Annotated in this window: 25 protein-coding genes; 14 read left to right on the top strand and 11 right to left on the bottom strand. The window is 65.4% G+C overall.

The features are described 5' to 3' along the window. Nucleotides 1-70: 70 nt before the first annotated feature. Nucleotides 71-1,789, top strand: coding sequence for an IS3 family transposase (locus tag CIHUM_RS03660; RefSeq protein WP_148363864.1), 1,719 nt, complete (start codon nucleotides 71-73; stop codon nucleotides 1,787-1,789). Between the two features lie 129 nt (nucleotides 1,790-1,918). Here the strand turns inward: CIHUM_RS03660 and CIHUM_RS03665 are convergent, their stop codons facing one another. Beyond that, nucleotides 1,919-2,311, bottom strand: a complete 393-nt coding sequence (locus CIHUM_RS03665) for a DUF3806 domain-containing protein (protein WP_034999508.1) — start codon at nucleotides 2,309-2,311, stop codon at nucleotides 1,919-1,921. A 12-nt stretch (nucleotides 2,312-2,323) separates the two neighbouring features. Between CIHUM_RS03665 and CIHUM_RS03670 the strand changes: the two genes are divergently transcribed. The 9 genes from CIHUM_RS03670 (at nucleotide 2,324) to CIHUM_RS03710 (ending at nucleotide 11,765) form a co-directional block, all read left to right on the top strand. Next, on the top strand, nucleotides 2,324-3,160 hold the full coding sequence (locus CIHUM_RS03670) for a TatD family hydrolase (RefSeq protein ID WP_034999510.1): 837 nt from the start codon (nucleotides 2,324-2,326) through the stop codon (nucleotides 3,158-3,160). 99 nt (nucleotides 3,161-3,259) lie between these two features. Beyond that, nucleotides 3,260-4,399 carry a resuscitation-promoting factor gene (locus CIHUM_RS03675; protein WP_034999512.1) on the top strand — a complete coding sequence of 380 codons (1,140 nt, stop codon included), beginning with the start codon at nucleotides 3,260-3,262 and terminating at the stop codon, nucleotides 4,397-4,399. Then, a complete protein-coding gene (gene rsmA, locus CIHUM_RS03680) occupies nucleotides 4,400-5,254 on the top strand; it encodes a 16S rRNA (adenine(1518)-N(6)/adenine(1519)-N(6))-dimethyltransferase RsmA (protein WP_034999513.1) in 855 nt (284 codons plus the stop codon). Further along, nucleotides 5,244-6,191 carry a 4-(cytidine 5'-diphospho)-2-C-methyl-D-erythritol kinase gene (locus CIHUM_RS03685; protein WP_034999515.1) on the top strand — a complete coding sequence of 316 codons (948 nt, stop codon included), beginning with the start codon at nucleotides 5,244-5,246 and terminating at the stop codon, nucleotides 6,189-6,191. Before rsmA ends, CIHUM_RS03685 begins: the two co-directional genes overlap by 11 nt. A 45-nt stretch (nucleotides 6,192-6,236) precedes the next feature. Beyond that, nucleotides 6,237-8,027, top strand: a complete 1,791-nt coding sequence (locus CIHUM_RS03690; RefSeq protein WP_034999945.1) for an ABC-F family ATP-binding cassette domain-containing protein — start codon at nucleotides 6,237-6,239, stop codon at nucleotides 8,025-8,027. A gap of 10 nt (nucleotides 8,028-8,037) precedes the next feature. Continuing rightward, nucleotides 8,038-8,361: a putative quinol monooxygenase gene (locus CIHUM_RS03695; RefSeq protein WP_034999517.1), complete on the top strand. Its 324-nt coding sequence runs from the start codon at nucleotides 8,038-8,040 to the stop codon at nucleotides 8,359-8,361. 184 nt (nucleotides 8,362-8,545) lie between these two features. Next, nucleotides 8,546-9,715 carry an NRAMP family divalent metal transporter gene (locus CIHUM_RS03700; protein ID WP_034999518.1) on the top strand — a complete coding sequence of 390 codons (1,170 nt, stop codon included), beginning with the start codon at nucleotides 8,546-8,548 and terminating at the stop codon, nucleotides 9,713-9,715. Nucleotides 9,716-9,724: 9 nt separating this feature from the next. Then, nucleotides 9,725-10,504 carry a putative hydro-lyase gene (locus CIHUM_RS03705; RefSeq protein WP_034999520.1) on the top strand — a complete coding sequence of 260 codons (780 nt, stop codon included), beginning with the start codon at nucleotides 9,725-9,727 and terminating at the stop codon, nucleotides 10,502-10,504. Nucleotides 10,505-10,607: 103 nt separating this feature from the next. After that, nucleotides 10,608-11,765: an HNH endonuclease signature motif containing protein gene (locus CIHUM_RS03710; protein ID WP_273680238.1), complete on the top strand. Its 1,158-nt coding sequence runs from the start codon at nucleotides 10,608-10,610 to the stop codon at nucleotides 11,763-11,765. Here the strand turns inward: CIHUM_RS03710 and CIHUM_RS03715 are convergent. Genes CIHUM_RS03715 through CIHUM_RS03730 form a run of 4 tightly spaced genes read right to left on the bottom strand, consistent with a single transcriptional unit; the run spans nucleotide 11,731 to nucleotide 16,486 of the window. Continuing rightward, complete coding sequence (locus CIHUM_RS03715) at nucleotides 11,731-13,479, bottom strand: ATP-binding protein (RefSeq protein WP_034999521.1); 1,749 nt, start codon at nucleotides 13,477-13,479, stop codon at nucleotides 11,731-11,733. The genes CIHUM_RS03710 and CIHUM_RS03715 overlap by 35 nt on opposite strands. A gap of 3 nt (nucleotides 13,480-13,482) precedes the next feature. After that, nucleotides 13,483-15,036: a 5-oxoprolinase subunit B/C family protein gene (locus tag CIHUM_RS03720; protein WP_034999523.1), complete on the bottom strand. Its 1,554-nt coding sequence runs from the start codon at nucleotides 15,034-15,036 to the stop codon at nucleotides 13,483-13,485. Then, nucleotides 15,033-15,788 carry a LamB/YcsF family protein gene (locus CIHUM_RS03725; protein ID WP_034999524.1) on the bottom strand — a complete coding sequence of 252 codons (756 nt, stop codon included), beginning with the start codon at nucleotides 15,786-15,788 and terminating at the stop codon, nucleotides 15,033-15,035. The genes CIHUM_RS03720 and CIHUM_RS03725 overlap by 4 nt, the downstream gene beginning before the upstream one ends. A gap of 59 nt (nucleotides 15,789-15,847) precedes the next feature. Next, a complete protein-coding gene (locus CIHUM_RS03730) occupies nucleotides 15,848-16,486 on the bottom strand; it encodes a GntR family transcriptional regulator (protein ID WP_034999525.1) in 639 nt (212 codons plus the stop codon). 186 nt (nucleotides 16,487-16,672) lie between these two features. Here CIHUM_RS03730 and ppk2 point away from each other — a divergent pair, with 186 nt between their 5' ends. After that, nucleotides 16,673-17,524 carry a polyphosphate kinase 2 gene (gene ppk2, locus CIHUM_RS03735; RefSeq protein ID WP_034999526.1) on the top strand — a complete coding sequence of 284 codons (852 nt, stop codon included), beginning with the start codon at nucleotides 16,673-16,675 and terminating at the stop codon, nucleotides 17,522-17,524. On the opposite strand, the gene CIHUM_RS03740 is transcribed toward ppk2, so the two are convergent. Together CIHUM_RS03740 and CIHUM_RS03745 are read right to left on the bottom strand one after the other, a co-directional pair. Next, nucleotides 17,525-18,091 carry a DNA-3-methyladenine glycosylase gene (locus tag CIHUM_RS03740; RefSeq protein ID WP_034999527.1) on the bottom strand — a complete coding sequence of 189 codons (567 nt, stop codon included), beginning with the start codon at nucleotides 18,089-18,091 and terminating at the stop codon, nucleotides 17,525-17,527. Next, nucleotides 18,088-18,864: a Cof-type HAD-IIB family hydrolase gene (locus tag CIHUM_RS03745; RefSeq protein WP_034999528.1), complete on the bottom strand. Its 777-nt coding sequence runs from the start codon at nucleotides 18,862-18,864 to the stop codon at nucleotides 18,088-18,090. The genes CIHUM_RS03740 and CIHUM_RS03745 overlap by 4 nt, the downstream gene beginning before the upstream one ends. A gap of 41 nt (nucleotides 18,865-18,905) precedes the next feature. Here CIHUM_RS03745 and CIHUM_RS03750 point away from each other — a divergent pair, with 41 nt between their 5' ends. Further along, nucleotides 18,906-19,889, top strand: a complete 984-nt coding sequence (locus tag CIHUM_RS03750; RefSeq protein ID WP_034999947.1) for a 3-hydroxyisobutyryl-CoA hydrolase — start codon at nucleotides 18,906-18,908, stop codon at nucleotides 19,887-19,889. Between the two features lie 8 nt (nucleotides 19,890-19,897). Here CIHUM_RS03750 and CIHUM_RS03755 read toward each other — a convergent pair whose 3' ends face one another. Beyond that, on the bottom strand, nucleotides 19,898-21,298 hold the full coding sequence (locus CIHUM_RS03755; protein ID WP_051106443.1) for a histidine-type phosphatase: 1,401 nt from the start codon (nucleotides 21,296-21,298) through the stop codon (nucleotides 19,898-19,900). A 450-nt stretch (nucleotides 21,299-21,748) separates the two neighbouring features. Here CIHUM_RS03755 and CIHUM_RS03760 point away from each other — a divergent pair, with 450 nt between their 5' ends. Both CIHUM_RS03760 and CIHUM_RS03765 read left to right on the top strand, forming a co-directional pair. Then, a complete protein-coding gene (locus CIHUM_RS03760) occupies nucleotides 21,749-23,140 on the top strand; it encodes a glyceraldehyde-3-phosphate dehydrogenase (RefSeq protein WP_101494257.1) in 1,392 nt (463 codons plus the stop codon). A gap of 2 nt (nucleotides 23,141-23,142) precedes the next feature. Continuing rightward, the gene (locus tag CIHUM_RS03765) at nucleotides 23,143-23,595 is read left to right on the top strand and encodes a hypothetical protein (RefSeq protein ID WP_034999530.1); all 453 of its coding nucleotides are present in this window, start codon (nucleotides 23,143-23,145) and stop codon (nucleotides 23,593-23,595) included. Here the strand turns inward: CIHUM_RS03765 and CIHUM_RS03770 are convergent. The 3 genes from CIHUM_RS03770 to CIHUM_RS03780 all read right to left on the bottom strand — a co-directional run bounded on the left by CIHUM_RS03770 (nucleotide 23,573) and on the right by CIHUM_RS03780 (nucleotide 26,945). Next, complete coding sequence (locus CIHUM_RS03770; protein WP_034999531.1) at nucleotides 23,573-24,703, bottom strand: glycosyltransferase family 4 protein; 1,131 nt, start codon at nucleotides 24,701-24,703, stop codon at nucleotides 23,573-23,575. The two genes, CIHUM_RS03765 and CIHUM_RS03770, sit on opposite strands and share 23 nt — an antisense overlap. Beyond that, the gene (locus tag CIHUM_RS03775) at nucleotides 24,704-25,900 is read right to left on the bottom strand and encodes an NAD-dependent epimerase/dehydratase family protein (protein ID WP_034999533.1); all 1,197 of its coding nucleotides are present in this window, start codon (nucleotides 25,898-25,900) and stop codon (nucleotides 24,704-24,706) included. Nucleotides 25,901-26,147: 247 nt separating this feature from the next. Continuing rightward, nucleotides 26,148-26,945: a hypothetical protein gene (locus CIHUM_RS03780; RefSeq protein WP_051106444.1), complete on the bottom strand. Its 798-nt coding sequence runs from the start codon at nucleotides 26,943-26,945 to the stop codon at nucleotides 26,148-26,150. Between the last annotated feature and the right edge of the window lie 5 nt (nucleotides 26,946-26,950).

A 26,950-nucleotide genomic window follows, 5' to 3' on the forward strand; every position in this document is an offset into this window, starting at 1 on the left:
GGATCCAGCTATTCTGCCCCAGGGGAGCGCGGACAAAAAGTTGGAGTGTTGGGGGCTGGAAGGTATTCCGATGCCCGCAGGGTTTCCATCTGATATCCGCGATGGTGCGGTTGAGAGGTTTTTGGCTGGGTCGTCTGCCCGTGAGGTCTGCGACTGGGCTGAAGACGCGTGTGGTCGCCGACCGTCGGTAGACACGGTCGGCAACTGGGTTGCAGCCAAGCGCCGCGGCCAGAGCTTTGACGGTGCCAGACGCGCCTACGACGCTGAGACCATCGCAAAAGTTGTCGCACGCAGGTTGACCTCACAGGCGACGGTGCGTGACATCGCTGTGGAGTTCGACGTCAACGACACCGCGGCGCTGACCTGGACGAAGCGGTATTGGCCCGACGATGACGAACGCGTTTTGGCAGCGTCGATGACATTCGACGAGGCCTATGCGGCGACAATGGAACGCGTGAGCAAGCAACGCAAAGTCCAACGCAACCATCAGCAGCAGCGAGTCGATAAGGCAGCCGATGCGAAACGACCACCACGGCCAGTCAACGAGTGGCTGCCGGGGCCTGGTCCGGTAGACGATATCGCTGATTTACCCAGTGACATGGACGAGCTGAAAAAGCTCATTGTTGAGATGCGTGACCGGGAAACGGTCAAAGACGCCATTATCCAAGTGCTCATGAGCGATGGTGAGCCGCGGGGAAAAGACGACGTCCGTGACGGTGAGCTGTCCACCGCGGCGAAAGCCGCTGTGGTGGTTGCCCTCACGGACGCCCACGGGTTTTCCATCGCGCAAGCATGCGCGGTAGTCGGGATTGCGCAGTCGACGTTTTACTACCACCGACACAAACACACGAAGGTGGTGCAACAGCGCGAACAGCGCCGCGCTGCACTTAAACCATTGATCTTGCAGGCAGCGGCCGAATCCGGACAAAGCTACGGATACCGACGCATCCACGCCTGGTTGAAGATCATGGGGCATACGGTGTCGGAAAAGATCGTGCGCACCCTCATGGCGGATCTGGGGTGCCGCCCGCCAGCGAAGGCGTCGGGCAAGTACTCCTCCTACACCGGTGAAACCGACCACAAGCCAGCAAACCTGCTACTGATCACCCCAACCGACGGCACCGACGATGACCGGGATTCGGATGTGGCCCGCCCGGTGATCGAACCGTCGCAGTACTTCACCGACCACGCCGACGCCAAAGGGCTTACCCACGATTTCCACGCGGATGCGCCGTGGGAGAAAATCGGCACTGATGTCACCGAAATCCACTGCCCAGACGGGAAGTTGTTCCTGTCGGCAGCGATCGATTTCTACGACGGGATGCCGATTGCAGTGACCATGTCGACGTCACCGAATCACGATCTTGTCGCCGAGATGATCGCGCGAATCGACAAGCTAAAACCCGACGGTGCGCAACCAATCATCCATTCCGACCGCGGTGGGCTCTACCGCAGCCCACGCTGGGTCAGCCTGATTACCAACCACGCCCACAACAGCCTGGATTGCCCGGACTGCCAGGCCGATGCGTGGTGTGACAACCGGTGGCGCTACATCCCGTCACTGTCACGCAAAGCCACCAGCGGCGACAATGCGCGCACCGAAGGGTTCTTCGGCACGATGAAACAGGAACTGCTCAAAGGCAGACCTGTGGTGTCAACGATGACGGTGGCGCAGATGCGCGACTATATTGACACCTACATCGACTTCTACATCCACAGACGATTGAAGTCGACACTCGGCGACGGGTACACCACCATCGCCGAACACCGACAAGCACTGAGTGCATAACAACGAGACAAAGTCCCCCAAACGCACTCCAAGATTTTGTCCGCAGCCCCCAGGGGGTCAATAGCTGGGCCCTACTAGCTGGATCCGCGCTTTTGGGGCGCGGGTGCCGGACGCAGCGCGGCGGGGTGCTCACAAGAACTGCCCCAGGAACTTGGTCAGGGTGCCGGGCTTCTCGTCCTCGAAGCGCTGGTCCACCACCACGAGCGGGGCGGTGTATTTCTCGCCCGCGCTGCCGACGTCTTTGGCGACGACGAGGTCGGTGCCGTAGTCGTCGATAAGCAATTGCCACTGAAACCCCTCCCGCACGAGCGCCTGGCCGAGCGCGGTGCCGTAGAGGCGCGCGGTGTCGCCGCGGGGGAACGCGCGGCGCACGTCCGGCGGGAGCGCGAGGTAGTCGGCGAGTTCGGCCTCGAAGGACTCCACGATGTCCGCGGGCGAGCCGTTGATGCCGCGGCCGGCGGCTTCGGCGAGGTCCGCCTCGATTTGGGTGGTGGTGGCTGAGTCGATGTCTGCAAATGCCATAGGGTGCATCGTATGAGCAAAAAGAAACCGCGTCCCACACCCGTGCCCGCCGAGCCGATCGCCGGGCTAATCGACGCCCACACGCACCTCGCGTCCTGCGGCGCACGCACCAAGGATGAGGTGGACGCGTTCGTCGAACGCGCCCTATCCGCCGGCGTTGAGCGCATCTGCACCGTCGGCGACGGCCTCGAGGAGGCGGAGCGTGCACTGGAGGCCGCCCACTTCAACGAGCGCGTGTTCGCGGCGTGCGCCATCCACCCGACGCGGGCGGACGAGCTTGACTGCGACGCTCGCGCCCGCCTGATCGAGTTGGCCGCCGACGAGCGTTGCGTGGCGGTGGGCGAGACCGGCATCGACACCTACTGGCTAAAGCACGACGCGGAGGGCACCGCACCGCTAGAGGTGCAGGAGGAGGCGTTTCGCTGGCACATCGACTTAGCCTACGAGACGGGCAAGGCGCTGATGATCCACAACCGCGAGGGCGACGCCGACATGATGCGCATTCTCGATAGCGCGCCGCGGCCTAAGCACGTGATCCTGCACTGCTTCTCATCGCCCCTGGATGTGGCGCGCGAGGCGATTGAACGCGGCTATGTGCTCAGTTTCGCCGGCAACGTGACGTTCAAGCGCAACGAGGAGCTGCGCGAGGCGGCGGCGCTGGCGCCAGTGGGGCAGCTGCTGGTGGAAACGGACGCGCCGTACATGACGCCCGAGCCGTACCGCGGGGCGAAAAACGAGCCGGCGTTGATCGGGCATACGGCGAAGGTTGTGGCGCAAGCGCGCGGCATGGAAGTGGCCGATGTGGCGCGTGAGATTGCAGAGACGTTTTCGCGGGTCTACGGGGTGTGACCTGGCACGTCCGTCCTTGAAACCCCGCGGGCGTTACCGTATCGTTACCCGGGTTATTAGCTGAAGCACTTTCAGCTGAGCCGACCCGTGAGGAAACACATGTCCCGTCAGATCAAGCGGATCAACCCGAAAAGCACCGCCACCAAGCGCGCCGTCGCCGGCACCGTCGCCGGCGCCGTCCTGGTCGGCGGCGCGGGCACGGCACTCGCCACCCAGAAGCAAGTCACCGTCGACGTCAACGGCGAGGAAACCAATGTGCGCACCTACGCCTCCGACGTGGCAGGCGCGCTTTCTTCCGCCGGTGTCGATGTCGCGCCGGACGACCTGGTCTACCCGGCGCCGGGGGAGGAGCTGTCCAGCGGCGACACCGTCACCGTGCGCACCGCGAAGCCGGTTGCCGTGGTCATCGACGGTGTTGCACAGGAGATCACGTCCACCGCCGGCACCGTCGGCGAGCTGATCGAGCAAGCCGGCGTGGCCGGACACTCCGCTGTGGACGTGGACCGCGACCAGCCGGTCACCCACGGCATGAACCTGGACGTGACCACCCCGAAGATCGTCGCGCTGCGCGACGGCGGGAACCTGACCTACGTCTCAGCCGCCGCGAAGACCGTCGGTGACCTGCTTGCCGCCCGCGGCGTCACCTTCGACACCGACGACCGCCTCAACGCCGCGCTCACCGACGCCATCGAGCCGGGCATGGAGATCGTGCTCGACCGCGTCAGCACCGTGGACCGCCCGGAGACCGTCGTCGTCGAGGCCCCGGCTGAGTACGTCGACGACGACTCGCTCGAGGAAGGCACCGAGGAGGTCCGCGAAAAGGGCGAACAGGGCGAGACCGAGGTCATCCACCGCACCGTCACCGTCAACGGCAAGGTCGAGTCCGAAGGCGTGGCCGAAGAAGAGGAAGTGAAGAAGGCCAAGCCGGCCCTGATCGCCCGCGGCACCAAGCAGGCCGGCAACACCGGCGCGGCCGCCCCCGCGGTGGCCTCCGGCAGCGTCTGGGATTCGCTTGCGCAGTGCGAATCCGGCGGCAACTGGGCCATCAACACCGGCAACGGTTTCTACGGCGGCCTGCAGTTCACCCCGTCCACCTGGGCGGGCCACGGCGGCACCGCGTACGCGCCGAGCGCGAACCTGGCCACCCGCGAGCAGCAGATTGCCATCGCCGAGCGCGTCCAGGCATCCCAGGGCTGGGGCGCTTGGCCGGCCTGCACCGCCCGCCTGGGTATCCGCTAGATGGCGGGGGCGCAACTCCTCGGGCCAGCCGAGATCCGCGACCTCGCCGCCGAGCTGGATGTCACGCCGACGAAGAAGCTGGGGCAGAACTTCCTGCACGACCCCAACACCGTGCGCCGCATAGTCGCGGCCGCGGAGCTTTCTGCCGACGACCACGTCGTGGAGGTCGGGCCGGGCCTCGGCTCGCTCACCCTGGGGCTGATCGACACCGCCGCGAGTGTGACCGCGCTCGAGATTGACCCGCGCCTGGCCGGGCGTCTGTCCACCACCGTGGAGACGTTCGCCCCGCAGTGCGCCGAGCGGCTTTCCGTGATCAACACCGACGCACTGAAGGTCGCCCGCGCCGACTTTGACGTCGCGCCGACCGCGCTGGTGGCAAATTTGCCCTACAACGTCTCAGTGCCGGTGCTGCTGCATTTGTTGGCGGAGTTGCCGTCGATACGCAGCGTGCTCGTGATGGTGCAAAAGGAAGTTGCCGACCGCCTCGCTGCCCAACCTGGCTCGAAGATTTACGGCGTGCCCAGCGTCAAGGCCGCGTTCTACGGCGATGTCTCGCGCGCCGGCACGATTGGCAAGCACGTGTTCTGGCCGGCGCCGAACATCGAGTCGGGGCTGGTGCGCATCGACGTCGCAGCCGACGCCCCACGCGAGCTTCGCGACACTATCTTCCCGCTGGTGGATGCCGCGTTCGCCCAGCGCCGCAAGACGCTGCGCTCCACGCTGTCGGGCGTATACGGTTCGGCCGCAGCCGCCGAGGACGCGTTGCGCGCCGCCGGCATCGACCCGGGCCTGCGCGGCGAGAAGCTCACCGTCGCAGACTTCATCCGCCTGGGGGAGGCCCGGAATGGTGCGTGAGATCGTCGCCTCCGCGCCGGGCAAGGTCAATCTGCACCTCGGCGTCGGTGAGGCGCGCACGGACGGCTACCACGACCTGGTCAGCGTTTTCCACGCGGTGGACCGGCGCGAGGTGGTGCGATTGCTTCTCGACGGCGACCCCGTAGCCGGCCCGGCAGTCGAGTCCATGCACACCACGTTTTTCGTGGACGAGCCGGACGAGGACATCGACGGGCCGAACAACCTGGCGTGGCGCGCCGTCGAGGCCGTGGTGGCGCGCGCGGGCGTGGCGGTGCCGCGCGTGCGCATCGAGGTGGATAAGCACGTCTTCGTCGCGGGAGGCATGGCGGGCGGCTCCGCCGACGCGGCCGCCGCGCTGGTAGCGGCGAACGCGCTCGTGTCGCAGTTCGGCGAGCCGCTGCCGGACGAGGCGCTGCACGAGATCGCGGCGTCGCTCGGCGCGGACGTGCCCTTTTCGCTCATGGGCGGCACGGCGCTCGGCACGGGCCGCGGCGACGAGCTGGTCGAGATGCTCTCGCGCGGCCGGCTGCACTGGGTGTTCATCAACCCCAAGATCGGTATCAACACTTCGGGAGCGTTCTCGCTTCTCGACGACCTCCGGCACGGCAACCTCGCCCTCGTGCCGCATTTGGACGCCACAGACCTGTCCCAGGCGCTGACCTCCGGCGACGTGGCGCGCGTCGCTGCGGCGCTGCACAACGACCTGGAGGCGCCCGCGTTGTCGATGCGGCCGGTGCTCAAGCGCGTGCTCGGTGTAGCCGCAGAGGCTGGCCGCCGTGCCGTCGTCTCCGGGTCCGGCCCCACCGTGGCCGTGCTCTGCGATGATGCCAACGCCGCGCGGTTCGCCGCTGAGCACTTGGCGGAGCAGTTCGACGGCTACGAGGTCTTCGTCGCCGAAGGCCCCGACCACGGCGCGGTGGTGGAGAAGGTGAGTTAACCGGAGGCGTCGTTACGCGTGCGCCTGCGTAAGATTGCAAGCCATATGGCTAACCTGATCAACCTGGAAAACGTCTCCAAAACGTGGGGGCTGAAAACGCTTCTCGACGGGGTCTCGCTCGGCGTGCAGACCGGTGAGCGCATCGGCATCGTCGGCGTCAACGGCGGCGGCAAAACCACCCTGTTGGAGGTGCTCACCGGCATCGAGCCGCCGGACGCCGGGCGCGTCTCGCACACCTCGGATCTGCGCATGGCGGTGGTGACGCAGCGCTTCACGCTGGATAGCGCGCTCACGGTCGGCCAGGCCGTCGTCGAGCCGCTGGGCCTGCAGACCTTCGAATGGGCCTCCAACGCCCGCGTGCGCGAGGTGCTCCAAGGCACCGGTGTGGCGGAGCTTGGCCTGGACACCCCGGTGGGGCAGCTCTCCGGCGGCGAGCGGCGCCGCGTCAACCTCGCCGCCGCGCTCGTGCAGGACCTGGACCTGGTGGTGCTGGACGAGCCGACCAACCACCTCGACGTCGAAGGTGTGCAATGGCTTGCCGACCACCTGCTCTCGCGCAAAGTCGCGGTCGTGGTGGTCACCCACGACCGCTGGTTCCTCGACACCGTAGCCACGCTGACGTGGGAGGTGCATGACGGCACGGTCGATGTCTACGAGGGCGGCTACAACGACTGGACCTTCGCGCGCGCCGAGCGCGCCCGCCAGGCCGACGCCATCGAGCAGCGCCGCCAGAACCTCGCCCGCAAGGAGCTGGCGTGGCTGCGCCGCGGCGCACCGGCGCGCACCTCCAAGCCGCGCTACCGCATCGAGGCCGCCGAAGCCCTGATCAAGGACGTCCCGCCGCCGCGCGACACCGTCGAACTCATGGCCTTTTCCAAGCAGCGCCAGGGCCGCGTGGTCATCGAGCTCGAAGACGCGCGCATCGACGCCCCCGACGGCCGCACCCTGGTCGACCACCTCACCTGGCGCCTCGCGCCGGGCGAGCGCATCGGCCTGGTCGGTGTGAACGGCTCCGGCAAAACCACCCTGCTGCGAACCCTGGCCGGCGAGTACCCGCTCGCAGCCGGCAAACGCATCGAGGGGCAAACCACCCGCATTGGCTGGCTGCGCCAAGAACTCGACGACCTCGACCCGGAGCGCCGCGTCATCGACGCCGTCGAGGATGTGGCCACCTACATCTCCCTCGGCAAGAAGGAGCTGTCTGCCTCCCAGCTCGCCGAACGCCTCGGCTTCTCGCCGAAGCGCCAACGCACCCCTGTGCGCGACCTCTCCGGCGGCGAGCGCCGCCGCCTCCAACTCACCCGCGTGCTCATGAGCGAGCCGAACGTTTTGCTTCTCGACGAGCCCACGAACGACCTCGACATCGACACCCTCCAAGAGCTGGAAAGCCTCCTCGACTCCTGGCCCGGCACCCTGGTGGTTATCTCCCACGACCGCTACCTGATTGAGCGCATCGCCGACAACACCTACGCGCTGTTCGGCGACGGCAAGCTGACCAACCTGCCCGGCGGCATCCAGCAGTACTTGGACACCCGCGCCGACCAGGCCCGCACTGCCGGCGTGCTGGATCTGGGGGAGGGGAAACCGGAGGGCGTCGAGAAGCAAATGAGCTCCCAACAAGAGCGCGAACTGCATAAGAAGATGAAGGCCCTCGAGCGCAAAATCGCCAAAGAAAACGAGCGGGCGGAAGCACTCGAAACCGAAATCGCCGAGCTTTCCGAAGCCGGCGAATTCGACACCATCGGCGCCAAAACCAAAGAGCTCAACGCCGTGAAGGACGCCCGCGAGGAACTCGAGATGGAATGGCTCGAACTCGGCGAACAGCTCGAAGGCTAGGGTGGGGCGCATGATTTTGATCAACGTACGATTCAAGCCCCTGCCCGAACACGTCGACAACTTCCGCGAACTGGTCAAGGACTTCACCGACGCCTCCCGCGCCGAAGAAGGCAACATCTTCTTCGACTGGTACCGCAACGAAGACAACCCCGACGAATACCTGCTCATCGAGGCATTCCAAGACGACGCCGCCGAAGCCCACGTCAACTCCGACCACTTCAAGGCCGCCCAGGAATTCTTCCCCACGATCCTCAAAGAGACCCCCACCATCATCAACACCCTCATCGAAGGCAAGACCGAGTGGGACCAGATGGCGGAGTTCAAAGTCTCTTAAGGGGTAACCCCAGTGGGGCGCAATGTTTCCTGGAGCGCATTCATGGCTTAATATCTCCCCCGTCACATTTTCCTAGAACGTGAAAGGGGTGTCCCCAGTGACCGCTCCAGATCCGACCCAGAGTGGGTCCACCGCGGCCGACGTGCCCGCGAAACCACCAGCCGCGGCGAGGGGGATCGGCCCCATGATCGGCGCCATCTTCCTCATGGCCACCTCGGCCATCGGCCCAGGATTCCTCACCCAAACATCCGTCTTCACCGTGAAGATGGGCGCAGCGCTCGCCTTCGCGATCCTGCTGTCCATCGTCATCGACATCGCCGTGCAACTCAACGTCTGGCGCATCCTCGGCGTATCCGGCCTGCGCGCCAGCGAACTCGCCAACAAGGTGGTGCCCGGCCTCGGGTGGGTGCTCGCGGTGCTCGTCGGCGTCGGCGGCTTCATCTTCAACATCGGCAACGTCGCCGGCACGGGCCTCGGCCTGCAGGCGCTCGCTGGCATTGAACCGCGCATCGGCGGCGCCATCTCCGCCGTCATCGCCCTGGTGGTGTTCCTGTCAAAGCGCGCCGGCGCCGCGCTCGACGTCATCGTCGGCATCCTCGGCGCGATGATGATCCTGCTCATGCTGTATGTCGCCATCTCCTCGAACCCGCCGGTGGCGGAGGCCATGCGGCAGACGGTCGCGCCTGAGGCGATCGACTTCAACGTCATCACCATCCTCATCGGCGGAACCGTCGGCGGATACATCGTGTTCGCCGGCGTACACCGCCTCATCGACGCAGGCCACACCGGGCCGGAAAACATCGATTACCTCACCCGGTCCTCGGTCACCGGCATCATCGTCACCGGCATCATGCGCGTGCTGCTGTTCCTCGCGGTGCTCGGCGTGGTGGCCACCGGTGTCACGTTGTCCAAGGACAACACTGCCGCCGACGTGTTCTACCAGGCCGCCGGCGAGTTCGGCCGCCGCGCGTTCGGCCTCGTGCTGTGGGCCGCTGGCCTGTCCTCGGTGATCGGCGCGTCGTTTACCTCCGTGTCGTTTATGACCAAGCAGGGCTTCGACCCGAAGAAGCGCACGATGTTCACCGTCGCGTTTATTGTCGCCTCCGCCGCGATCTTCCTCGCGCTCGGCGGCACCCCGCCGCAGAAGGTGCTGCTGTTCGCCGGCGCGTTCAACGGCTTGATCCTCCCGATCGGTTTCGCGGTGGTGCTCTTCGCCGGCATCTTCCGCCGAGACCTGTTGCGCGGCTACAAGCCGCCGGCGTGGATGCTCACGATCGGTGTGCTCGTGCTGGTGCTCACGCTGTACATGGGTTGGAGCTCCATTAGCAAGCTTCCGGAGATTATCTCGATGTAGCGTTGAGGCATGTACGCCTCCTACACCCCAGCGCAGGCCCGCGCGTTGTTCCGCACCACGGATGTGGCGACAACGGCGGGCTTTTCCGCTGGCTTCGCCCAGGCCAATCTGATCGCGCTGGATCGGAAGTACGCGTTCGATTTCTTGTTGTTCGCGCAGCGCAACCCGAAGCCGTGCCCGCTGCTCGGGGTGTTAGAGCCGGGCGAAGTGTCCTCGCCGCTGCTTGCGGGTGGCGATATCCGCACCGACATTCCGTCCTACCGGGTGTTTTCGCACGGCTCGCTTATCGACGAACCAACGGATGCCACCGCCTACTGGACCGAGAACACCGTCGCATTTGTCATCGGGTGCTCCTTCACCTTCGAACAGGCATTGCTGGACAACAATGTGCCGGTCGCCCACATCGAGCAGGGTGTGAACGTGCCGATGTATCTGACCAACATCGACTGCGAACCTGCCGGGGTATTCAGCGGGAAGATGGTGGTCTCCATGCGTCCCATCCCGGCGAACTTGGTGTCGGACGCGGTGCGGATCACCTCGCGCTACCCGGCGGTGCACGGAGCGCCGGTGCACGTGGGGGAGCCGGGGCTAATCGGCATCGACGACCTGGCCGCGCCCGATTTCGGCGACGCGGTAGACATCCCAGCAGGTTGGGTGCCGGTGTTCTGGGCGTGTGGGGTCACGCCGCAGTCGATCGTGACGTCGTCCAAGCCTGACCTGGCGATCTGCCACGCGCCGGGCAAGATGCTCATCACCGACGCGAGGGACGTGGCGTACCAGGTTCCCTAAAGGTCCCGGCTGTGGACAACTTTGGTGCGTTTTGGGACGGGTTATCCACAGATTGGGCTTGTGGGGGTTGTGTGGGGTTGCGTTGGGTTTAGGGTCTGTGGTCATGAACTCGTTCGACGCATTCATCCAGGCGATGTCCGCAGTATCCATGGAGACACTGCGGCACTTCGACCTGCCGGTTGCCCTTGCTGCCGGGATGGCGCCGGATCGGGCGCGTGCGTGGGATCAGATGCAGGACGTCTACTACGGAAAAACGAAATTCACCCGCAAACAAGCCCACGCGGTGCAGAAAGCCCGCGGGTTCTCCCTCGACGAACTCGGGCTGATCGAACGACGTGTTGCCGTGGTGAAGGATGCCGGCGAGCGGTGGCGGCTGCGGCTGGAACTGTTGGATGTCACCGGCGGGTACCGCGCGATCGAACGCGCCGCACGAGAGATCGTGCCCCGCGAGGACAACACCCCGACAAAGAAACAAGTCGCGTTCTCACAACCGAAAAACGGGCGCGCGCGCATCACCATCGACACCACCGACCGCAAAGCAGCCGACTTAGAGCACCGCCTGCGCCAAGACATCGACGCCACGCTGCCGGCGGCGGCGCAGATGGAGGATGCGTTTTGGCGCATCGTCGAAGGTAAGGCTGGCGGGGTGGTCGCCGCCGCGCCACGGCCGATCGTGATGGTGCCGATCACCGAGCACGCCCGGATTATGGCGGGCGACGGCGACGACATCATCCTGACGCTGACTGACGGCACCATCATGACGGGTGCGGAGTACCTCCAGCAAGAGTTCGGCGAGGCACTCGAGGTCGCAGCCTTCCACCCCGAGGAAGGCGCGGTGAACCTCTACGACACCGAACGCTTCGCCAACCAGAAACAACGCGATATGGCCTGCATGGTCTCACCCGTGTGCGCGTTCCCGGGGTGCAGGCACGGGGCGTACGGGTCGGAGATTCATCACGTGGATGCGTGGAAACACGGCGGGCTGACCAACATGAACAACCTGGTGCCGCTATGCAGGTATCACAACCGGATCAACGACGACGACCCCTGGCGCACCAAACGCGGCCGCATCACCATGATCAGAGGCGCGCCCTGGTGGGTCTCACCCCGCGGTACCACATCAAAAACACCGACCGCGGAGCACTCGACCAACTCTTCGGACCACAAAGCACCTAGCAACGCGAAACGCCGCCGCCCAAACGGACGACGGCGTAACACCCGCGCGCCTAGGAAATCGTCGCGATGGTGGCGTTCGCCTTGACGCGCTCGCCCTGTTGTGCGGCGAGGGAGATCTGCCCGTCTCGAGGCGCTTTGATCTGCGATTCCATTTTCATGGCCTCGACTGTGGCGATCGCGTCGCCCTTGGAGACGACGTCGCCGTCGGCGACCAACCATTCAACGATGGTGGCTTCGTACTTCGACGTCACGGCTCCTGCTTCGTCGCTGGCCGGGCCAGCTGTTTCGGCCGGGGCCGTGGCCGCGCCGCCGCCGAGCATGGCGACGGGGAAGCCGATGGTGTGCAGTCGGCCGTCGATTTCCACGACGACGTCGCGGCGCTCGTCGTAGATGTGCTCGATGTCGACGCCGTTGTGTTTCTGCGACGGTGAGTAGTTGTGGTCGACCCAGTCGGTGTAGACGTCGAGGCTCTCACCGGTGATTTCGGGCGCGTCGACCATGTCGCGGTGGAACGGCAGCACGGTGCGCACGCCTTCGATGACGAACTCGCTGAGCGCCTGCTTTGCGCGGGCGAGGGCGGTGTCGCGGTCGGGTCCCCAGACGACGAGTTTGCCCATGAGCGAGTCGTAGTACGGCGGGATTTGTCCGCCGGTGCGAACGCCGGTGTCGATGCGCACGCCTGGTCCGGTCGGCACGTCGAAGCGCGTCACCGTGCCAGGCGAGGGGGCGAAGCCGTTGGTGACATCTTCGGCATTGATGCGGAACTCAAAAGCATGCCCGCTTATCGACGGATCGATCCCGTTGCCGCCGTTGCCGTTCGAGTCGACGAAGGAGAGGGGAAGCCCATCCGCAATGCGGAATTGTTCGGCGATGATGTCCACGCCGGTGACGGCCTCGGTGATGGGGTGCTCGACCTGGACGCGGGTGTTGACCTCCAAAAACGACACGGTGCCGTCTTCGGAGACGATGTATTCGACGGTGCCGGCGGACTGGTAGTTCGCCTTGCGGATGATTTCGCGGGCGCCTTCTTCGATGGCGCTGCGCTGCTCGTCGGTGAGGAACGGGGCGGGGGCTTCCTCGATGAGTTTTTGGAAGCGGCGCTGGGTGGAGCAGTCGCGGGTGCCGAGCACTGCGACGTTGCCGTGCGCGTCGGCAAGCACTTGCGCCTCGACGTGGCGCGGGTGGGTGAGGAACTTCTCCACGTAGCACTCGCCGCGGCCGAACGCCTCCTTTGCCTCGCGACCAGCGGACGCGAAGCCTTCCTCGATGTCGGCTTCGTCGAAGACAACTTTCAGGCCGCGGCCGCCGCCGCCGAAGGCTGCCTTGATCGCGATCGGCATGCCGTGCTTGTCGGCGAAGTCGCGGGCTTCCTCCCAGGTGGACAGCGGCTCGCCGGTGCCTGGTGCGAGCGGGGCGTCAACCTCGACGGCAAGGGCGCGGGCAGAGAGTTTGTCGCCGAGTAGCTCGATGGCCTCCGGCGATGGTCCGATCCAGGTCAGGCCGGCCTGCTCGACGGTGCGGGCGAAGTCGGCGTTTTCGGACAGGAACCCGTAGCCGGGGTGGAGGCAGTCGGCGCCGGCGCGGTGCGCGATCTCGATGAGCGCCGGGATGTTCATGTACGTCTCGGCGGAGGTCTTGCCCGGCAGCAGGTAGGCCTCGTCGGCGATCTGGGTGTGCAGCGCCCCGGTGTCCGGCTCGGAGTAGACGGCGATGGAGCGGATGCCTAAATCGCGGGCGGTGCGCGCGATGCGCGCGGCGATCTCGCCGCGGTTGGCAATCAGTACGGCAGAAAGAGTCATGAATTAACCTTCCAGGGTGTAGCGCTCGAAGCGGAGTTTTCCGCCGGGCGGGAGTTGTGCGGCGATGTCGACGTCTTCATTGATCACGGTCGCGATAACAGGGTAGCCACCGGTCACGGCGTGGTCGCGCAGGAAGAGCACCGGTTGGCCGGACGGGGGGATCTGCACGGAGCCTGCGACCATGCCTTCGCTGGGCAGCTCGCCGTCGCGCGAGCGGGTTAGTGGTGCGTCGGATTCGAGGCGCAGGCCCACGCGGTTGGAGTCACCGGTGACGGTGAAGGTGGTGGCGAAGAACCGGTCGACGGCGTCTTGGTCGAACCAGTCGTCGCGGGGGCCGAGGACGCAGCGCACCACGCCGACGACGTCCGCGCCGTCGCGTTCGACTCGCAGCGGGTTGGTCAAAAGCGAGTTGGCGGACTGCGGAGGGGTCAGTGACATGGCGATGGTGTCGCCGGCTGCCAGCGGTTTCGGGCCGAGCCCGGAGAGCATGTCGGTGGCCGCCGAATCCAGCTCGGTGTCGGCGATGAGCCCGCCGCGCACTGCGACGTAGGTGCGAAAACCGAGGCGCGCCGGCTTGACGACGACCTCCGCGCCCGCCGGCACAATCGTCGGGGTGGCCAGCGGCGCGGGGCGCCCGCCGACGGTGATGTCGGCGTCGGCGCCGGTAACGCAGATGACAGTCTCGGCCAGGGCGGTCATGGTCAGCCCGCCGACGTTTTCCAAAAGCGTGGCGTTGCGTTTGTTGCCCACGGCGGCGTTGGCGGTGCGGGCGGAGGCGCGGTCGGTGGACCCGGACGTGGTTACGCCCAGGTTGCCGTTGCCTTGTCGGCCGAGGTCCTGGTACAGCGTCTGCAGGCCCGCGTCGTCCAGCGTGAACACGGGGCGCCGCGGCGGTGTGGCCAGGTGCTTGCGCGCGGTCTGCGTGTCCGCGGGCAGGGTGTCCACGGCGTGGTAGTGCACGCGGTCGCCGGGGGCGACGAGCGCGGGCGGGGTGGCGGTGGAGTCCCACATCGGGGTGGCGGTGGTGCCGATGAGCTGCCAGCCGCCGGGGGAGGTGCGCGGGTAGACGGCGGAGAACTCGCCGGCGAGGGCGACAGCACCTGCGGGCACGGCGGTGCGCGGCGAGTCGCGGCGCGGGATCGTCAGCGCGCGCGAGGCGTCTTCCGGCACGCAGTAGGTGAACCCGGGGGCGAATCCGCCGAAGGCGGCGACCCAGGTGGTGGAGGTGTGCCGCTCGATCAGGTCGCGCGGGCTCATGCCTAGCGACGTCGCCAGCGCGTCGACGTCCTCGCCGTCGTAGCGCACGTCGATGTCGATGTCGCGCGGCGTGCCCATATCCGCAGCTGCGGGCGAATAGCCGGCGAGCACATCGACGGCGTTGGTGGTGGCGGTGGGCGAGTCGAAGGTCACGAGCACGGTGCGCGCGGCGGCGACGACGTCGGTTTGGTGCTCCAGCGGCGAGGCGGAAAGCGCCGCGTAGAAGTCCATGACTGTTTTCAGGTCGGGCAGGTCCACGATGAGGGCGCGGGTGCCGACTCGCTTTACGGGGTAGTTCACAGGACGGCCTCGATGCGGATGCCTTCGTCGGCAAGCTTGTGCACGACGCTGCGGGTCAGTTCGACGGAGCCGGGGGAGTCGCCGTGGACGCAGACCGATTCGGCCTGGACTTTGACTTCGGTGCCGTCGATGGCGGTGACGGATCCGGTGGAGGCGACTTGGAGAACCCGCTTGGCGACGGCCTCCGGGTCGTGCATGACCGCACCCGGCTCACGGCGCGACACGAGCGTGCCGTCGGGGTTGTAGCCGCGGTCCGCGAACGCTTCACGGATCACGCGCAGGCCTGCCTTTTCGGCGATGTCGACGGCGACGCCACCGGGAAGCAGCATCACGGCAAGGTCGGGGCTAAATGCTTTGATGCCGTCGATGACCGCCTTGGCGTGGGTTTCGTGGTGGACGATCGTGTTGTAGAGCGCGCCGTGCGGCTTGACGTAGCGCACGCGCATGCCGTGGACGCGGGCCAGGGCGTCGAGGGCGCCGATTTGGTAGAGCGTTTCGTCTGCGAGCTCGGCTGGGGCGTAGTCGATGAAGCGGCGGCCGAAGCTGGCCGGGTCGTTGTAGGCCACGTGCGCCCCGAGGGCTACGCCGTGGGCCGCGGCGTTTTTGAGGGTGCCAGCGATGGAATGGGGGTCTCCTGCGTGGAATCCGGTGGCGACGTTGGCGCTGGAGACCATCTCCAGCATGGCTGCGTCGTCAGCTACCGGGTTGCCCGCGGTGGTCTCGCCGAGGTCAGCATTGAGGTCGATGTGCATGGCCCTAGTTATACAACCTGGGTCATGTGACCTCGCACTCAGGTTTGGAAGGGGGTGGGCTAGACGATGCCGTTGTTGATCTTCTCGATCATTTCGATGATGGCTTCCGCCTGCACCATCAGCTGTTCCTGCAGGTAATCCGAGGCGCCCTGGCGGTCGCCGGACTTGACCAGTTCGACGATGTGCTCGTTGACCTCGATGAAGCGGCGGTTGAAGCTCGGGTCGTGCTCCAGAATCGGCAGTGTGGCCAGGCGGAGGAAGGCGTCGAGCTGGTCCATAGTGTCGCCGAGCGTCTTCGAGCCCATTGCGGCGAGCACGACGTGGTGGAATGCCTGGTTGACGGCGATGAACAGGTCGTCGTCTTCTTCCTCGATGGCGACGCGGGCTTCCTTGTTCAGCTCGTCGAGCCGCTCGACGTCCAAGTCTGGGCCCCACAGTAACGCCGCCGGCTCGATGGCGGCCCGGGCGCGGAAAGTGTCGGTGACGAACTCTGGCGACGGGGTGGCCAGGAAGACGCCGCGGTTGGGGATGCGTTCGCAGAGGCCTTCTGAGGTCAGCATGGCGAATGCTTCACGCAACGTGTTGCGGGAAACCCCGAAGCGCTCGGCGAGGGCTACCTCGTTGAGCTTTTGCCCGGGAGCGAATTCGCCACGTGAGATCGCGCGTCGGACCTCGGCGGAAACGTTGTGTGCAAGCATGGCATCCGTATTGAAATCAGTTGTCACCTACCATGTTTCTGCAGGTGGGTGACCACGTTGGTTAGAACTAGGGAAAGTATAACGCATTTATTGTTGAACAATGCACTGGTTACCTCATGTTGATCTATCTTCTCAGGTTCCAGCGCCTTTTTAGTGCTCACGGCACCTGCGGGTACGGTTACACCCATGAGCCACGACAACAAACCACCGAAACTGTCCAAGAAAGCCTACGAAAAGGAGCTGCTGCGCCTGCAGGCTGAGCTTGTGGCTATGCAACAGTGGGTGGTGGAAAATGGCGAGCGCTTGGTCATTGTCATGGAAGGCCGAGACGCCGCCGGCAAGGGCTCCGCGATTAAGCGCATCACCCAGTACTTGAATCCTCGCACCTGCCGCATCGAGGCACTGCCGAAGCCGACGGATCGCGAGCAGGGCCAGTGGTACTTCCAGCGTTACGTGGAAAAGCTGCCTACGGCCGGCGAGATCGTCATCTTCGACCGCTCTTGGTACAACCGTGCCGGCGTGGAGCGCGTAATGGGCTTTGCGTCCTCGCAGGAGTACCGGCGGTTTTTGCACCAGGCACCGATCTTCGAGCGCCTGTTGGTCGAAGACGGCATCATGCTGCGCAAATACTGGTTCTCTGTTTCCGACGAGGAGCAGTACAAGCGTTTCAAGTCCCGCCGCAACGATCCGCTGCGTCAGTGGAAACTCTCGCCGATGGACCTGGAGTCCATCACAAAATGGGAGGACTACTCCCGCGCGAAGGACGAGATGTTCGTTCACACCGACATCCCGTCGGCGCCGTGGTACACGGTGGAAAGCGAGGACAAGAAGCGCTCCCGCATCAACGTCATTTCGCACCTTTTGTCCACTATCCCGTACGAGCACACCAAGCCGGATCTGCCGGAGATCCCGGAGCGCCCGGAGACCACGGACTATGAGCGTCCGCCTCGCGAGGAGTTCCGCTACGTCCCCGACGTCGCCGCCGAGCTCGAGGTGGGCAAGCAGTCCAAGAAGAAGAAAAAGAAAAAGAAGAAGTAGCTAGCGCTTCTTTGGCGCGCCCCGTGGGGTGGAGACGGTTTTGTTGCCGGGGATCCAGAACCGCCACGGGGCGTCGGCGTTTTTGGAAATGCCGATGCGTGGGCCGGCCACCCATTCCGGCTCCGCCTCGCGCAGGGTGAGCTCGACCGGCGTGCCGTTGTCTCCCAACTCGAGCCCGAGGGCTCGGCCCAGGTTGCCCGGCCCCCGCGCCAGGTTCTCGTAAGCGATCGGCGCCCGGTCGGGGCGCTGCCGCCGCTCCCGCGCCAAATCCTCGCCGGCGACAACCTCGCCGCCGCGCATGAGGCACCCCTGGCCGTCGCCCTCCGGAGCGCACACGATGTTGCCGTTGTGGTGGATGCCGTAGGAGAAGTACACGTACAACCGCCCGGGCGGACCGAACATCGCCGCGTTGCGCGCCGTTTTACCGCGGTACGTGTGCGCCGCCGGGTCGTCTGCGCCGAGGTACGCCTCGACCTCGGTGAGCCTGATGCTCACCCCGTTGTGCGTGATCACGCACCCAAGCAACTGCGGGGCGACAACGTTAGCGGGCTGTAAAAAGTCGATCATGAGAGCCACTTCGCCAACCTTGCCACGGCCGCGCCGTCCGTGTTGGTGCCCACTACCTCGTCGGCGACGGCTTTGACGTCCTCGTGCGCGTTGCCCATCGCCACGGCGTGCCCGGCGGCGCGCAGCATGCCGAGGTCGTTGAGGTAGTCGCCGAACGCCGCCGTCTCCGACATCGCAACGCCCATCGCCTCGGCCAGCTGGGCGAGCGCCAGGCCCTTGTCGGCGTCCGGGTGCATCAGGTCCACCCAGTGCTTGCCGGAGACCACCGCGCGCAGCTCCGGCACCAGCTCGCGCACCCACGGGTAGGCGTCGCGCTCGGCGTCCGACTCCACGTACAGGGCGATTTTGATGGTGGGGGAGGCGGAGCCGTCGCCAAGCAAGGTGCGCGAAGCGTAGTACTTGTCCACTTCCGCGTCCACGGCGGGTGGCAGGGCGGCGGTGGCGGCGACCGAAGGCGCGCACACCACGGCATTCGCCGCAAACGGCGCGCTGGGCAGGGCGGACAACAACCGCTGCACCGGCGCTTCTGGCAGGGCAGTGGTGGAGACCACCTCGCCGCCGCGCGCAACCACCGCTCCGTTTTCCGCGATGAAGTCCTCGCAATCCGGGAACATTTGCTGCAACGTGGCCAGCTGGCGCCCGGACGCTGGCGCGAGGGTTATCCCGCGCGAGCGCGCGGTCTCCAGCAGTGGCCAAAACGCATCCGGCACACGTCCGTCGCCGTCGAGGAGTGTGCCGTCCATGTCCAACGCTATTAACCGAGGTGTCCGCATTGTCCCCACACTACCGGTGTGATGTGGAACACTGGGAAAGCATGACCGATCTGATCAAGACCGAAGTACGCGAAACCACCGGCGTGATCACCCTGGACCGTCCGAAGGCGTTGAACTCACTCAACCCCGAGATGGCGCGCGCCATCGACGCCACGTTGAAGCAGTGGCGTAACGACGATGCCATCGCCCAGGTGGTCGTCCAGTCCGCGGGCAAGCACTTCTGTTCAGGCGGCGATGTGCGCGCCGCGCGCGAGGGCATCCTCGACGGCCGCAGCACTGAGGTCGACGCCTTTTTCGCCGACGAGTACGCCATGAACCTCGACATTGCGAACTACCCCAAGCCCTACATCGCGCTTTGCAACGGTGTGATCATGGGCGGCGGCATGGGCATCTCGGCCCACGGCTCGCACATGGTGGTCACGGAAGATGCCTTTGCCTCCATGCCGGAGATGAACATCGGCTACGTCACGGATGTGGGTATGTCCTGGCTGCTGCAGAACCTGCCGAAGCGCCCGTCGCTGCCGCTGGGAAAGTTCCTCGCGCTCACCGGCTACCGTCTCACCCCCGACGACATGCTGGCCACCGGTCTGGCCACGCACAAAGTCGCGTCGCTCGACGGAGTGCTCGACGGCATCGTCGCCGAAGGGCCCGGCTACCTTGACACTGTCGCCATCGCGCCGGGGGAGTCGGAGCTTTTTTCGCTTTACGACGGCATCGAGCACACGTTCCAGGGTTCCTGGGCTGAGATTCAGGAAAATTTGGACGGGGAATTGGCGGAGCTCGTCGCAAAGCGGACGGCGCAGGCATCCCCGTCGGCCCTGGCCGCAGCCGCCGAGCTGTTCGCCGCGAACGCCACGCAGGACCTCGCCGGCGCGCTCGACAACGAACGGCGCTTGGGCGCGCTCATGACCCGCGAACCCGACTTCGCCGAGGGGGTGCGCGCAGTGCTCGTGGACAAAGACCAGTCCCCGAACTTCGCCCCGCAGCCAGAACCCGGCAAGTACCGGGACGTCCTGCGCAATTAGTTATTGGGCTAGCGGGGCATCAGCCGCGTAATGACCTGCCCACCAAGGCCGAGCAGAGCCCAGACCGAGAAGAAGGCCGCGACGGCAATCGCGATGACTTCGGGCGCGCCCATCTTGCTGGACGACGTTTCTGGCGCCGGAACGGGCGTCGCGGTCTCGGTGAGGCGGGCCTTTGCGTGGTCTGAGGTTGCGCCCAGCGGGAGACAGTCTTCAAGCTCATCGAGCGTGTAGAACATCGAACCTTCTTCGATCGGCACGCAGCCGGAGTGGAACGGAACTTCGGCCTCGTTGTACAGCATCCGGACAATGGTGTCGTCGTTGTCGTTTTGGAATGCGTCCCATTGAATGTTCGCTCCCATCGGCGTGACCTTGTCGCCACGCCACGAGGAATTGGAATAGTCCATGACCTGGTTCGCCGGCACGCCCTTCTCCGAGCCCGGCAGTTTCAATAACGCCGCTAGCGGAACGATGGTCTCCGCGTGGCCGAAACGGAACTCGGCCGCGGTGTCACCGCCCTCGGCGCGCTCGCGCACACCGGCGAGCATGTGGTCGAGCAGTGGCGCGAAGTTGTCGTACGAGACCGTTTGGCCTGCGATAGCTGGGCCCTTCTCGTAGTAGTCCTCGACATCGAGAAGGTATGCGAATGTCGGGCCGTCGGACTCATCCATGTATTCGTCGAAGATCCAACCTTCGGCGGGCTTCGCCGGCTCTTCCTCCATGGCTGGGGCAATGATGTACAGGTTGTAGAACTGCAGGGCGGCATCAACGATGCCCTCAACGGTCTTGTCTTTCTTCTCAACGCCGACGAATGTCAGGGTGCCGTTATCGATCGCGTCGATGAACTCCGGCGCGAATATCTTTCCCAGTAGGCTCGTGGCCGCCTCTCGGGATGCGGGTTTTGCGTAGGCTTGCTCCACCTTTTCTTCGAGTACGCCGCCGTCGGCCCACGCTTTGTATGCCTCGTAGCTCGGCGCCGTTTTGTCCTTGTGCGCGTAGAGGAGGTCTCGGCGGGGCTCGAGCTCTACATGGCCGTCGGCCGCACCGTACGTGAGGTTGTCGGTAAGTTCCGGATTGGTTTCAAGCAGGCCGCTGCCGAAGTACCAGCCGGATTCAATCGCGCGGTCCTCGCCGGAGGATAGAAAACTAATGGAGTGCTTCTCGCGGTCGATAGCGTCGAACAGTTCCGCGTTGCGCCGCGCGTTGCGCTCGCCGATGCCGCTCAATTCAGCGCGACCGAAGGCAGTGAGGTTGCCGTACCCGCCTTCACCCGGACCAGTCAGTTCGCGGTTAGCTTTGCTCATCGCCTCGACCTGCGGGATGAGGCGTTCGCCGAGTTCTGTGAGCTGACCGCGTTCTTTCGCGGCGGTGAGCATCTGGCCGGCGAGGTCGTCGTACTTGAATGAAGACAACCCTCGCGATCCGTGGCGGTTGACCGAGCTCGTGTAGATCTGCTGAAAACCTTCGGGGGCTTCGCTGTAACTGTCGATGGTTCCGGCAGGGAAGTAGTGCTGCTTTGTGGAATAGTACGTCGCGGTATCGGCGCTGGCAGCCGCAACGTTGCTGACAGCTACAGACGCAGCTGCGACTACACATACCGCTCGACGGGAAAAATGGACATGGGAAGCGGGCTCCTTACAGGGGGGGGACAAGGCCACTGCCGACGCTAAACCTCCGAGATGAAATTAAAGTGAACACACGCTAGGGGATCCTTGCCCGGCGGGTTCGCGCAGGCGCTAGAGTAAGGGGGCGATCACGGGCGAAGAAATTGCCCCCGATTCCCACATGCAAAAGGAGCGACGTTGACCGAAACGACAAACCCCCGCGACGAATGGAACCACAAGCTCACCCTCGCGCAGGAGATGCTGCCGCTGATCAGCCGCCTGCACCGCGAGCACAACGCGGCGACCTCGGTCTACGGCCGCCTGCTGGTGGGTGTCACCGACATCGACATCATTAAGGCGCACCGCTACGCCCGCCGCATCGACGAGAAGGAACTCGCGCTCGACGAGACGCTGCCGATCCTGCGCGAACTCGTGGAGATGGACTTGGGCACCGCGTCGATCGATCTGGGCCGCCTGGCCAAGGAGTTCAAGCACTCCGACGAGCAGGACCTGCGCGCCTTCCTCGACCGCGAGCTCGCCGACGTCATCGGCACCTCCTCCGAACTCGAAGCCCGCGACGTCGTGCTCTACGGCTTCGGCCGCATCGGCCGCCTCCTCGCCCGCATCCTTATCGCCCGCGAGGCGATGTACGGCGGCGTGCGCCTGCGCGCCGTGGTGGTGCGCAAGAAGGGCGACATCGACATCATCAAGCGCGCCTCCCTTCTGCGCCGCGACTCCGTGCACGGCGCCTTCAACGGCACCATCACCGTCGACGAGGAGAAGGAAATCATCTGGGCCAACGGCACCCCCATCCAGATGATCTACGCCAACGACCCGGCAGAGATCGACTACACCGCCTACGGCATCGACAACGCCATCGTGGTGGACAACACCGGCGCATGGCGCGACCGCGACGGCCTGTCCAAGCACCTGGAGTCCAAGGGCGTGGACCGCGTCCTGCTTACCGCGCCGGGCAAGGGCGACATCCCGAACATCGTCTACGGCATCAACCAGGACATGATCGGCGACGAGCGCGTCCTGTCCGCCGCGTCATGCACCACCAACGGCATCACCCCGGTGCTCAAGGTGATCAACGACCGCTACGGTGTCAAGCACGGCCACGTCGAGACCGTCCACTCCTACACCAACGACCAGAACCTCGCGGACAACTTCCACAAGGGCAACCGCCGCGGCCGCGCTGCCGGCCTGAACATGGTGCTCACCGAGACCGGTGCCGCCAAGGCCGTGTCCAAGGCGCTTCCGGAGTTCGAGGGCAAGCTCACCGGCAACGCCATCCGCGTGCCCACCCCGGACGTGTCCATGGCCGTGCTGAACCTGGACCTGGACAAGGAAGTGGAGAAGGACGAGGTGAACAACTTCCTGCGCCGCGTGTCCACCCACTCCAACCTGCGTCAGCAGATCGACTACATCAACTCCCCGGAGGTGGTCTCCACCGACCTGCTCGGCACCACCCACGCGTCTGTGGTGGACGGCCTGGCAACCATCGCCTCCGGCAACCACCTCGTGCTCTACGTCTGGTACGACAACGAGTACGGCTACTCCCACCAGGTGGTCCGCGTCGTCGAGGACATCGCTGGCGTGCGTCCGCGCGTGTTCCCGGAGCGCAAAGACCCGGCTGAGATCCAGTAGCCATGGGTGTGTTGCGTAAGTTCAGCCTCGCCGCCGTCGCCAGCGTGTTCGTGTTGGCCGGCTGCGGCGGGCACGGAACCGAGATGGGGCTAGAGGACGCCGCGCTCGCCGGGGACTTCACCGTCGCGGACGTGGCGGGGCCGGACGTGGAACGCGCCTACGTGTTCTGCCCGTACACGGTCAAGGCTGAAGCGCAGCGCCTCGGCTTCGACCCGGACGACGTGCCTGGCATCGACGACAACGTCCAGGCATGGGAGACTGCCTCCGGCATCGGGGTGATCGCAGGTGGGCGTGCGGAGATCGAGTGGTTCGACCCGCGCAAAGTCGACGCCTGCGGGCTGGAGGTGGTGCCGTACCAGGAGATCGACCCGGCGGCGCCGGTGCGCGGCACCGCCGAGACCCGCGAATACGCGGGCGGGGAGACCGCCGAGGTCACCGTCCTGCGCTTCGAATGACCTCCTCGTAGTACCCGACCACCGTTTCGGTGGAGGCGCGCCACGTCCAGCGCTCCGCCTCGGCGCGGCCGGCCGCGGACATGCGCTCGCGCAGCTCCGGCTGCGTCAGAATGCGCTCGATCGGGTCGGCCCAGGCTGTGTCGGGCGCCTCCGGGTCGACCAGCACGCCGGTCTCTCCGTCCGCCACCACAAACGGCAGACCGCCGGCGTTGGCCGCAACCACCGGCACGCCCGATGCAAACGCCTCCAGCGCGGCGAACCCCAAGGTCTCGGTGGTAGAGGGAAACAGCAGCACATCGCCCGAGGCGTAGGCCGCGTGCAGGTCCGCCCCGGACAAATATCCGGTGAAGGTGGCCCAGGCGGGCGGGTTGGCGCGGAGCTCGTCGTAAAGCGGGCCCTCGCCCACAAACGCCAGGCGCGCGCTGGGCACGCGCTTGCGCACCTCTTCGACGATAGGGACGCAGCGGTCCACGGATTTCTCCGCCGAGATGCGGCCGACGAAGATGACCAGGGGGTCGTCCGGATGGCCGTCGGTAAGCAGGCTGCGCATCTTTCGGGTGCGCGCTTCCGGGGTGAAGCTTTCCGTATCCACCGCCTTCGGCCACAGCCGCACGTTGTCGATGCCGTAGTCGGCGGCCTTGTCCATCATCGGGCCCGAGGTGACCATGTTCAGCCCGGCGCGGCCGTGGAAGGTGCGAAGCCCCCACTCGGCGATCGGTTTCACCCACGGGATGCCCAGCTTCAGGCAGTAAGCCGGCACGTCCGTGTGAAACGACGCGACAACGGGGTAGCGGCGCGCCACCACCAACGTGGACCAGCCAGCCGTCCAGATGGGGTTGACGGCGTGCACGACGTCCGGGTTGAACTCGCGCAGGCGACGGTAGGTTTTCGGGCCCAGCATGCCGTGCTTGACCTCCGGGTACACCTTCAAGCTGTGCGAGCGGATCGGCCCAACCTCAAAGCCCGCGTACTCGGCGGGCGGGTTACCGGGCGCGAAGATGAGCACCTCGTGGCCCAGCGCCGCCAACTGGTCCAAGTGGCGGGTGGTGCGGGTGACCACGCCGTCGATTTTGGGCAGGAAGACCTCGGTGAGAAGCGCGATGCGCATCTACTTCTCGCCCTGCGGCACGCCGGCGGACTGCGCGGCGGTCCACAGCGAGCGCGCCGGGATCTTCGAGCGGTCCGCGCGGTCGGCGTACTTCTTCGCCACGTCTTCGACCTCCACCAGCAGCCCTTCTTCCAGCTTCGTCGGCTCCAGGCCGAGATCGAGGAAGGCGTCGTTGACCACGTGCAGTTCGTTCTCCGCGGACTCCTTGCGCGGGTTGGGCACCATCTGCACCTCGGCGTCCGCGATGCGGCCGATGAGTTCGGCGAGGTCGCGCACGCGGTGGGTTTCGGTCATTTGGTTGAAAATCTTCACCCGCTCGCCGCGCGCCGGCGGGTTTTCCACCGCCAGCTGGATGCAGCGCGCCATGTCGCGGATGTGGATGAACGCGCGGGTCTGCCCGCCGGTGCCGTGCACGGTCAGCGGGTAGCCGATAGCGGCCTGCATGAGGAAGCGGTTGAGCACGGTGCCGTAGTCGCCGTCGTAGTCGAAGCGGTTGATCAGGCGCTCGTCGCGAAGTGTCTGTGGGGTGTGGGTGCCCCAGATGATGCCCTGGTGCAGGTCCGTGATCCGCAGCTCGTCGTTCTTGGCGTAGTACGCGAACAGGTGCTGGTCCAACACCTTGGTCATGTGGTAGATCGAGCCCGGGTTGGTGGGGTAGAGGATCTGCTGTTCCACAATGCCGTTTTCGCCCGCGTCCACCTGTACGTCCAGGTAGCCCTCCGGGATCTTCATACCGGCGGTGCCGTAACCGTAGACGCCCATGGTGCCTAGGTGCACGACGTGGATGTCTTGGCCGGATTCCACGATCGCGGTGAGCAGGTTGTGTGTGGCGTTGACGTTGTTGTCCACGGTGTAGCGCTTGTTGCGCGGGGACTTCATAGAGTACGGCGCGGCGCGCTGCTCGGCGAAGTGGATCACGGTGTCCGGCTGGTAATCCTTCAGGAAAGCCAGCAGTGCGTCGTAGTCCTGGGCTACGTCGATGTTTTCGTAGCCGATCGTATTGCCGGAGACCTCGTTCCAGGCCGACAGCCGCTCGTCGATAGTCGCGATCGGCGTCAGCGACTCCGCGTCGAGCTCTTCGTCGATGCGGCGCCGCGACAGGTTGTCCACGATCGTGACCTCGTGTCCGAGGTCTGAAAGGTGCAGGGACGCGGGCCAGCCACAGAATCCGTCGCCGCCCAGAACTGCAATTTTCACTAAAACTCACCTTTCTACGAGCGTATTTTCACATACGTTACCGCTGTCTGTGAACGGACGCTGGACGAACCCTCCAAAGACTACTTCAGCCCTCATACAATCCGGGATGCGCATCGCCTACCGATGACCGAAGGAGCTCTCATAGCGAAGTGCGTCGTCGTGCCCGCGCTCGAGGAGTCGCCCCCTTCGCCTCGATCGCTTGGGGCCGACGAGCGTGTGCCACTCAAACACCGTATGGAAAGACTCGCTACGATGCCTGCTCCCCGTAGTAGCGCTTCAGGTACGCGATAGCCTGGTCGATGGCGTGGTGGGTGTCCACCGCCTCCATCGACGGCAGGCCCTCGGAACGGAACTGCGGGCCGAGGTTCTTAAACGGGCTGATGGTGCGATCTTCGTGCATGGCCGCGTGGATGGACTCTAGGATGTCGTTGATCCTGCGCGCGACGATTTTCTTCTGGGCGCGGTTGAAGGTGGGTGGGGCGAACGGGTTGTCGTCGATAAGCATGTGCCCCGAAAGCCTGCTCACGCGCGGGTCGAACGCGAACACCGCAACCGGGAACGTGAAATCAGAATTCATGTTCGGGCGGAACTCGATGCAAAACGTGGTGTAAAGCGCGTTGTCCTGCGAATCCTGCAGCATCGCCACCGTGGCGGTAGTCATGTCCTCCGCCTCGAACGATGCCCGGCGCTTCAGCGCGAACGCGGGGTCCTGCGGCTCGGTGATTTTCACCGTTTTGTCGTCGAGCGCGACGAGGATGCGGCCCAGCTCGGCGACCACGTTCGCGGCGTCTTCGGACGAGTACCACTCGGGCGCCTGCGGGCTGCCGGGCTGCAGCATCGCCAGTTCAACCTCGTGGGAGTCGATGTCGTGCACGATCACGGCGACTTTCAGGCCGGTGTCGGTGACGTAGTCGGCGTCGAAGTGGCGGGCGATGTCTTCGTCGAAGTACGGGTCGTCCTGCTCGAGCCCGAGGTCGTCGGCGAGGTCCGCCGCCTCGTCGTCGTAGGTGTCCAGGTAGTACAGCTCGTAGGTGTCGAATCGCATGGGTC

Origin of the sequence: Corynebacterium ihumii, assembly GCF_028609825.1 — a bacterium.
Lineage (GTDB): Bacteria > Actinomycetota > Actinomycetes > Mycobacteriales > Mycobacteriaceae > Corynebacterium > Corynebacterium afermentans.

Excerpts from the sequence above, each read along its gene's own strand:
- CIHUM_RS03670 (WP_034999510.1), top strand. The coding sequence starts at position 2,324 with ATGAGCAAAAAGAAACCGCGTCCCACACCCGTGCCCGCCGAGCCGATC.
- CIHUM_RS03690 (WP_034999945.1), top strand. The coding sequence starts at position 6,237 with ATGGCTAACCTGATCAACCTGGAAAACGTCTCCAAAACGTGGGGGCTG.
- CIHUM_RS03730 (WP_034999525.1), bottom strand. The coding sequence starts at position 16,486 with ATGCTTGCACACAACGTTTCCGCCGAGGTCCGACGCGCGATCTCACGT.
- CIHUM_RS03740 (WP_034999527.1), bottom strand. The coding sequence starts at position 18,091 with ATGATCGACTTTTTACAGCCCGCTAACGTTGTCGCCCCGCAGTTGCTT.
- CIHUM_RS03675 (WP_034999512.1), top strand. The coding sequence starts at position 3,260 with ATGTCCCGTCAGATCAAGCGGATCAACCCGAAAAGCACCGCCACCAAG.
- CIHUM_RS03780 (WP_051106444.1), bottom strand. The coding sequence starts at position 26,945 with ATGCGATTCGACACCTACGAGCTGTACTACCTGGACACCTACGACGAC.
- CIHUM_RS03705 (WP_034999520.1), top strand. The coding sequence starts at position 9,725 with ATGTACGCCTCCTACACCCCAGCGCAGGCCCGCGCGTTGTTCCGCACC.
- CIHUM_RS03710 (WP_273680238.1), top strand. The coding sequence starts at position 10,608 with ATGAACTCGTTCGACGCATTCATCCAGGCGATGTCCGCAGTATCCATG.
- CIHUM_RS03760 (WP_101494257.1), top strand. The coding sequence starts at position 21,749 with ATGCTGCCGCTGATCAGCCGCCTGCACCGCGAGCACAACGCGGCGACC.
- CIHUM_RS03685 (WP_034999515.1), top strand. The coding sequence starts at position 5,244 with ATGGTGCGTGAGATCGTCGCCTCCGCGCCGGGCAAGGTCAATCTGCAC.
- CIHUM_RS03725 (WP_034999524.1), bottom strand. The coding sequence starts at position 15,788 with ATGCACATCGACCTCAATGCTGACCTCGGCGAGACCACCGCGGGCAAC.
- CIHUM_RS03660 (WP_148363864.1), top strand. The coding sequence starts at position 71 with ATGCCCGCAGGGTTTCCATCTGATATCCGCGATGGTGCGGTTGAGAGG.
- ppk2 (WP_034999526.1), top strand. The coding sequence starts at position 16,673 with ATGAGCCACGACAACAAACCACCGAAACTGTCCAAGAAAGCCTACGAA.
- CIHUM_RS03770 (WP_034999531.1), bottom strand. The coding sequence starts at position 24,703 with ATGCGCATCGCGCTTCTCACCGAGGTCTTCCTGCCCAAAATCGACGGC.
- CIHUM_RS03665 (WP_034999508.1), bottom strand. The coding sequence starts at position 2,311 with ATGGCATTTGCAGACATCGACTCAGCCACCACCACCCAAATCGAGGCG.
- CIHUM_RS03745 (WP_034999528.1), bottom strand. The coding sequence starts at position 18,864 with ATGCGGACACCTCGGTTAATAGCGTTGGACATGGACGGCACACTCCTC.
- CIHUM_RS03750 (WP_034999947.1), top strand. The coding sequence starts at position 18,906 with ATGACCGATCTGATCAAGACCGAAGTACGCGAAACCACCGGCGTGATC.
- CIHUM_RS03715 (WP_034999521.1), bottom strand. The coding sequence starts at position 13,479 with ATGACTCTTTCTGCCGTACTGATTGCCAACCGCGGCGAGATCGCCGCG.
- CIHUM_RS03765 (WP_034999530.1), top strand. The coding sequence starts at position 23,143 with ATGGGTGTGTTGCGTAAGTTCAGCCTCGCCGCCGTCGCCAGCGTGTTC.
- CIHUM_RS03695 (WP_034999517.1), top strand. The coding sequence starts at position 8,038 with ATGATTTTGATCAACGTACGATTCAAGCCCCTGCCCGAACACGTCGAC.
- rsmA (WP_034999513.1), top strand. The coding sequence starts at position 4,400 with ATGGCGGGGGCGCAACTCCTCGGGCCAGCCGAGATCCGCGACCTCGCC.
- CIHUM_RS03700 (WP_034999518.1), top strand. The coding sequence starts at position 8,546 with ATGATCGGCGCCATCTTCCTCATGGCCACCTCGGCCATCGGCCCAGGA.